The following is a 5,251-nucleotide window of genomic DNA, read 5'->3' as shown; positions in this document are numbered from 1 at the left end:
GCCGAGCTTTATCGCATGGGTGCTCTCCAGACTCCTGAAGAAATTGGACAGGCCATGGAGCGCATCGAGAAGGAAGCCATCCGCATGGGTGCCTTGGTTGAAGACCTACTCGAACTGGCTCGAATGGATGAAACACGTCCACTCGAAATCGGTTCCTTCGATCTACTCACCATCGCCCAGGACGCTGCCCTCGATGCGCGTGCATTCGACCCCGATCGCACCATCACGGTTGAAGGCGACTCTGTGGAGATCTTTGCTGCAGAGAACAAGATTCGCCAGGTGGTTACAAACCTCATGGGAAATGCACTGCGCTTCACTGAATCAGGAACTCCCCTGGAGCTCGTGGTCAAGCATGACGAGGCGGCAGGCGAAGCCACCATCTCGATCGTGGATCATGGTGAGGGAATCCCCAAGCAGATCCGCGAGAAGATCTTCGAACGCTTCTATCGTGCAGACAACTCGCGCACCCGAGAAACCGGCGGCAGCGGTCTGGGTCTGGCCATCGTGGCTTCAATCGTGAAGGCCCACCAGGGACGCATCGATGTCACCGCGACCAAGGGTGGCGGTGCCACGTTCTCGGTAACCATTCCCGTCGTCCACACCCCCGTCGAGGCCTAAACCCTCCACAGCTTCGCCTGCGCGCTGTGTGAGCGCGTCCTGGGTTCCTATCTTGGGTCTCAGAGCGCATCCGATCCGCAGCATTCCCCCCTCCGCTCAGGGGTCGGATGCGCTCTCCTTACCCCTCAAGGAGAATTCATGCCCGTCTTTCACGTCGACAGCGAAGCTGTCTTACAGGCCAGCTCTGCTGCGCAACAGTCCATTTCACGTATTCAGAGCGAAGTGCTTGCCCTGCACTCTCAGCTGAGCAACCTCCAAGGCTCCTGGAGTGGCACTGCAGCCACCGCATTCCAGGCGGTGGTCTCTGAGTGGCATCTGACTGCCCAGCGCGTTGACGAGAGCCTCAGCTCCATCAACCATGCTCTCTCACTGGCTGCCCAGCAATACATGGACATTGAGCAGGCCACGGCACGGATGTTCCGCGGGTAATCGAGAGAGACAAAAGAAGAACGCCTCCCCAATCGGCGGGGAGGCGTTCTTTCTTGGTTTGTTTGGACTTAGAAGTCCATACCACCCGAAGGGTCACCCATTGCAGGAGCTGCCTTCTCAGGCTTCTCTGCAACAACTGCCTCAGTGGTGAGGAACAGGGCTGCAATCGAGGCTGCGTTCTGCAGAGCCGAGCGAGTTACCTTAGCTGGGTCAATAATGCCCGCAGCCATCAGGTCAACGTACTCGTCGGTTGCAGCGTTGAGGCCCCAACCGATTGCCAGTGAACGAACCTTGTCGACAACAACACCGGGCTCGTGACCTGCGTTGAGTGCAATCTGACGCAGAGGAGCTTCGATAGCGACGCGAACAATGTTCGCACCGGTTGCTTCGTCACCAGTGAGAGAAAGCTTCTCGAAAGCGATCTTGCCAGCCTGGATCAATGCAACACCACCGCCGGGGACGATGCCCTCTTCAACAGCAGCCTTCGCGTTACGGACAGCGTCCTCAATACGGTGCTTGCGCTCCTTGAGTTCAACTTCAGTAGCGGCACCAGCCTTGATGACTGCAACACCACCAGCGAGCTTAGCCAGGCGCTCCTGGAGCTTCTCGCGGTCGTAGTCAGAGTCAGTGTTGTCGATCTCAGCACGAATCTGAGCAACGCGACCTGCAATGAGCTCAGCGTCGCCAGCACCCTCCACGATGGTGGTCTCGTCCTTGGTGATAACAACCTTGCGAGCCTTACCCAGCATGTCGAGTTCAACGTTCTCGAGCTTGAGGCCGACCTCTTCAGCGATGACCTGACCACCGGTGAGGATGGCGATGTCCTGAAGCATGGCCTTGCGGCGGTCACCGAAGCCAGGAGCCTTGACGGCTACCGACTTGAAGATGCCACGGATCTTGTTGACCACGAGGGTTGCAAGTGCTTCGCCATCGACGTCTTCCGCGATGATGAGCAGCTGCTTGCCGGTCTGGATAACCTTGTCCACGATGGGCAGCAGGTCCTTGATGTTAGAAACCTTGCTGTTCACGATGAGGATGTAGGGGTCTTCGAATACAGCTTCCTGACGCTCTGGGTCAGTAACGAAGTAAGCGGAGAGGTAACCCTTGTCGAAGCGCATACCTTCGGTGAGCTCGAGCTCGGTGCCGAAAGCGTTGGACTCCTCTACGGTGACCACACCTTCCTTACCGACCTTGTCGATAGCTTCAGCGATCAGTGCGCCGATCTCGGGGTCAGCTGCGGAGATAGATGCAGTAGCTGCGATCTCTTCCTTGGTCTCAACCTCTTTCGCGTTTGCGATGAGCTCTGCAGACACAGCTGCAACAGCCTTCTCGATACCGCGCTTGAGCGAGATGGGGTCTGCACCAGCAGCTACGTTGCGAAGACCTTCGCGAACGAGTGCCTGAGCGAGAACGGTAGCGGTGGTTGTTCCATCACCAGCGACGTCATCAGTCTTCTTGGCAACTTCCTTAACCAGCTCTGCGCCGATCTTTTCGAATGGGTCGTCCAGTTCGATTTCCTTCGCGATGGACACACCATCGTTAGTAATCGTGGGGGCGCCCCACTTCTTTTCGAGGACGACGTTGCGTCCGCGTGGGCCAAGGGTGACCTTGACGGTGTCAGCAAGGATGTTCAGACCGCGCTCTAGACCGCGACGTGCCTCTTCATCAAAAGCAATAATTTTTGCCATGGTTGTTTTTCGTCCCTCCCGGACGTCAGAAATACTGCAGGGATTAGCACTCAATTCAATCGAGTGCTAACTCAATATTGGCACTCTCATGCCCCGAGTGCAAGTACGTCCGCGGTCAGCGAAAGCTCTCTCATGCAAGAAGCCCACCCCGTGAGGGGTGGGCTTCTATGAAGGTGAGGAAACTTATCCTGCGATGTTGACGGTACCGCCAGAAACGTAGGATTCCAGGGGAACCATTTCGATCCAGGTGTTACCGGGAGCCAAGCGAATGGTTACGCCATTGTCGCCCTTGAACACGATGGGTGCTGCCGTTGCTGCCTTGCTCCAGGTGCCGTGCACAACCTTGCCACCGCTGAGTACGAAGAGTTCGCCCGAGTCCACCATGCGGGTGCGGGGAACGCCCACAAACTCATCCACGTTCACACGCATGATGACGATGTTTGCGGCAGAGAGCTGTGCACCGGTGAGGTCCAGGTCAGGACCTTCCCACTGGGTGCGCAGGTAACGACCAGCACCGTCATAGGTCCAGGTGTTGTCAGAAGAGTTGCTGAAGATGCTCTGCACGGAGGTTGCTGGAGAGCCGTCCAGAACTGCCGTTGATGTAGCCAGTGATCCAGCGTAAGCCCACTGCTGCGCGGGGGCTGCCAGTCCAGGGTTCGCAGCAATGACTTCCTGTGCGTGCAGCATCAAGTTATAGGGAGCAACGTTGTAGTCGTTGCGGTACATCGCTGGATCATTCTCGGTGACGTTGACCAAGCCAGTGTCGACGGCGAGGTCACGAGTTTCCTGTGCGCCGTATCCGGAGTAAGCAATGATGCCGCCGAAGGGGGCAGCGATGTCAGCATCCATGGGACGCAATGAACGCACAGGGCCGACGCTCACTGGAACGTTCGAGTTCCACACGCCGACATAGCGGGTGATGCCACCCTCCACGATTTCTTCGAAGACCACGTCAGCCTGGTTCAGACCATCCTGAGGTTCGCAGTGGAAGACGTTACAGATCTTCACCGACAGAGCAGGTCCCACAGTGGCACCCTCAGCCAGTGCCACACCTGTCAAGGGCGCATACGCAACGGCAGCAGGAGCTTTGTAAGTGGACTTGTAGTCAGGAGTTGCCGGTCCACTGGCACCGCCAGAACAGGCCGCCAGACCAAGTGCCAGAGCACTCGCTGCAGCAACACCAACAACACGGGAGAGAGTTCGCGAAAAAGTAGTCACGGGCAAAGACTAACGCCGCCCACAAGCGTGGACGGCGTTAGTTCGGGCGTGCCCGAATATTACGAGGCTTTAAGCCAGTCGAACCGACTCAGCCTGAGGACCCTTGTTTCCGGTACCGATTTCGAAAACGACCTTCTGACCCTCTTCGAGGACCTTGTAGCCGTTCATGTCGATAGCGGAGTAGTGGACGAATACGTCCTGCTCGTCGCCGTCTACGGTTACAAAACCGTAGCCCTTTTCAGCGTTGAACCACTTAACGGTTCCAGTGGCCATGTGTAACTCCAATTGCAGTATCCCAACCGACACACACAAATCGCTTGTGCCGTTGGTCTCACACTACTGGGGATTAGCACAAAACAGTTAGCCTTGCCTAACTTTTAATTGTCGCGAATTGACAACGATTTAGCCGGCGTAATCCAAACCCACGACCAAAGTGAGCTGTGCGGAGCTCTCAATGTACTTATCAGTGAGCTTGATTTCGCCATATCCCAAGGATTGAGCCAAGCCGCGGGCAGCGCCTTCCAGAGAAGGATTGCCGTAGTAAATGAAGGTCTCGTCCGCGTTCTTACTCGCGTTTGACTTAGCACCAACGGTCCAACCTTCGGCTGCAATCTTTTCCCCGACAGCAGTAGCGACACCGGTTTCACCGGTTGCATTGAGCACGTTCACGATCGAAGCAGGGTCAACGGTAGGGGAAGGAGTAACACGGGGAGCTGCCGATGCAGTCGCTGTGGGCAGAGCGAAGATGCTCTCAAAATCTTTCATGCTGATGCTGTCGCTGGTCACGATCAGGGTGCCAACACCGCCCACAACAAGGACGCCCGTTGCGAGAGCCGCCCAGGCAAAGGGAACAAAACCAGCACCACGGCGCTTGGGAGCGCGGTGAACTCCGCGACGATCCAAGCCTGGGGCTAGGTCGTCGAACTGGTCGCGCTCTGTTTTCTCAGCCATGGTTCTATTCTTTCAGTTCTTTTCTGGGGAATCAGGGTTAACCCGCTTCTGGCGAGAACTGCGGCGATCTTCACGAACCCGTTGCAGTCTCTTCACCAACATGGGGTCATAGGCCAAAGCAGCTTCTGAATCCATCAGTTTGCCCAGTACTTGGTAATACCTGGCAGGAGACAAACCGAAGGTTTGTCGAATAGCGTCTTCCTTTGCACCGGGGTGCTGCCACCATTCACGCTCAAAGTCGAGAATGGCACGATCACGCTCGTCAAACACGGGCCGACTATGGGACTCGAACCCACAACCCCCGCTTTACAAGAGCGGTGCGCTACCAATTGCGCCAAGTCGGCTTG

General features: G+C 56.7%; 7 protein-coding genes and 1 tRNA gene. 2 read left to right on the top strand and 6 right to left on the bottom strand.

The window, feature by feature from the left end:
* Together Q0362_RS00910 and Q0362_RS00905 are read left to right on the top strand one after the other, a co-directional pair.
* A partial coding sequence (locus tag Q0362_RS00910; RefSeq protein ID WP_298118759.1) for a cell wall metabolism sensor histidine kinase WalK occupies positions 1–618 on the top strand: 618 nt, incomplete at its 5' end.
* Positions 619–756: 138 nt separating this feature from the next.
* Positions 757–1,047, top strand: a complete 291-nt coding sequence (locus Q0362_RS00905; RefSeq protein WP_298118756.1) for a WXG100 family type VII secretion target — start codon at positions 757–759, stop codon at positions 1,045–1,047.
* 68 nt (positions 1,048–1,115) lie between these two features.
* On the opposite strand, the gene groL is transcribed toward Q0362_RS00905, so the two are convergent.
* The 6 genes from groL to Q0362_RS00875 form a co-directional block, all read right to left on the bottom strand.
* Positions 1,116–2,735 (bottom strand): chaperonin GroEL, encoded by a 1,620-nt coding sequence (gene groL / locus Q0362_RS00900; RefSeq protein ID WP_298118753.1) that lies wholly within the window; start codon positions 2,733–2,735, stop codon positions 1,116–1,118.
* Positions 2,736–2,918: 183 nt separating this feature from the next.
* On the bottom strand, positions 2,919–3,953 hold the full coding sequence (locus Q0362_RS00895; RefSeq protein WP_298118750.1) for a DUF3048 domain-containing protein: 1,035 nt from the start codon (positions 3,951–3,953) through the stop codon (positions 2,919–2,921).
* A 69-nt stretch (positions 3,954–4,022) separates the two neighbouring features.
* Positions 4,023–4,226 carry a cold-shock protein gene (locus Q0362_RS00890; protein WP_110234406.1) on the bottom strand — a complete coding sequence of 68 codons (204 nt, stop codon included), beginning with the start codon at positions 4,224–4,226 and terminating at the stop codon, positions 4,023–4,025.
* Between the two features lie 129 nt (positions 4,227–4,355).
* Positions 4,356–4,904, bottom strand: coding sequence for a LytR C-terminal domain-containing protein (locus tag Q0362_RS00885; RefSeq protein WP_298118745.1), 549 nt, complete (start codon positions 4,902–4,904; stop codon positions 4,356–4,358).
* 12 nt (positions 4,905–4,916) lie between these two features.
* Positions 4,917–5,174, bottom strand: coding sequence for a DUF3263 domain-containing protein (locus Q0362_RS00880; RefSeq protein WP_298118742.1), 258 nt, complete (start codon positions 5,172–5,174; stop codon positions 4,917–4,919).
* A 1-nt stretch (position 5,175) separates the two neighbouring features.
* Positions 5,176–5,248: transfer RNA gene (locus tag Q0362_RS00875), tRNA-Thr, on the bottom strand.
* Positions 5,249–5,251: the final 3 nt, after the last annotated feature.

It is taken from the genome of uncultured Aurantimicrobium sp. (genome assembly GCF_936931525.1).
Classification (GTDB): Bacteria; Actinomycetota; Actinomycetes; order Actinomycetales; family Microbacteriaceae; genus Aurantimicrobium.
Note: the sequence above shows the minus strand (reverse complement) of the source record. Positions and strands in the feature narration are given on the sequence as shown.

What these genes read in the sequence shown, in the direction of transcription:
- Q0362_RS00905 (WP_298118756.1), top strand. Translation starts at nt 757, where the DNA reads ATGCCCGTCTTTCACGTCGACAGCGAAGCTGTCTTACAGGCCAGCTCT.
- groL (WP_298118753.1), bottom strand. Translation starts at nt 2,735, where the DNA reads ATGGCAAAAATTATTGCTTTTGATGAAGAGGCACGTCGCGGTCTAGAG.
- Q0362_RS00890 (WP_110234406.1), bottom strand. Translation starts at nt 4,226, where the DNA reads ATGGCCACTGGAACCGTTAAGTGGTTCAACGCTGAAAAGGGCTACGGT.
- Q0362_RS00885 (WP_298118745.1), bottom strand. Translation starts at nt 4,904, where the DNA reads ATGGCTGAGAAAACAGAGCGCGACCAGTTCGACGACCTAGCCCCAGGC.